Source organism: Aliivibrio sp. S3MY1, assembly GCF_028765575.1.
Lineage (GTDB): Bacteria > Pseudomonadota > Gammaproteobacteria > Enterobacterales > Vibrionaceae > Aliivibrio.
Genome location: NZ_JARACO010000115.1, coordinates 1 through 568, shown reverse-complemented (window position 1 = coordinate 568; position 568 = coordinate 1). Strand labels below are relative to the sequence as shown.

General features: G+C 38.2%; 1 protein-coding gene. It reads left to right on the top strand.

Features of this window, described 5'->3' with window-relative positions; translation table 11 throughout:
* On the top strand, positions 1–363 hold a 363-nt coding region (locus PVK62_RS17510), incomplete at its 5' end, for a hypothetical protein (protein ID WP_274445655.1).
* Positions 364–568: the final 205 nt, after the last annotated feature.

The following is a 568-nucleotide window of genomic DNA, read 5'->3' as shown; positions in this document are numbered from 1 at the left end:
TCGCAGTTTTTTGGCTCAGTTCAGCGATTGAGCCGTAAATTTTTTAGGCGTGAAAGTAGGGTGGATTTCCTTTTTCTTTGTTGCCTTTTAGCTTTCATTTCATCAGGTTCGGCAATTGACTATTATTGCCAAAAGTTCATGGGTTTCAGAAACCAATTCAGGCTTCAATTGTTCTTTGTTTTGCCTCATTTTAGTCTGCATCAGTGTTTTGCTCGCGGCATTTTCAATCCCAATTGTTGTTGGGATATTTGGTTTATCAGCTTAAAACTTGCTGAAACCAGATCGTACAAATGGCGTAAGAAAAAGGGATTGTTTCGTTTCACAGTTATTGGCGGTGATTGGATATTTTGCTCGCTTAATTGAGATAGTCTAATTAAACTGAATTTACAGTAAATCTTGGTAAATCAATTCTTTACCAATTGAAGCGAAGCGTTGACAAAGATCGTGTAACAAATGCATCAACACGATTTGCTACACTCGGCGTTGTCAGTTTGCCTTTAGTTTCAGTGATTAAGGCAGTAAAATTCAGCTAGGTCTGTATCGTAGCAAACGTGTTATGCAGGCGTTA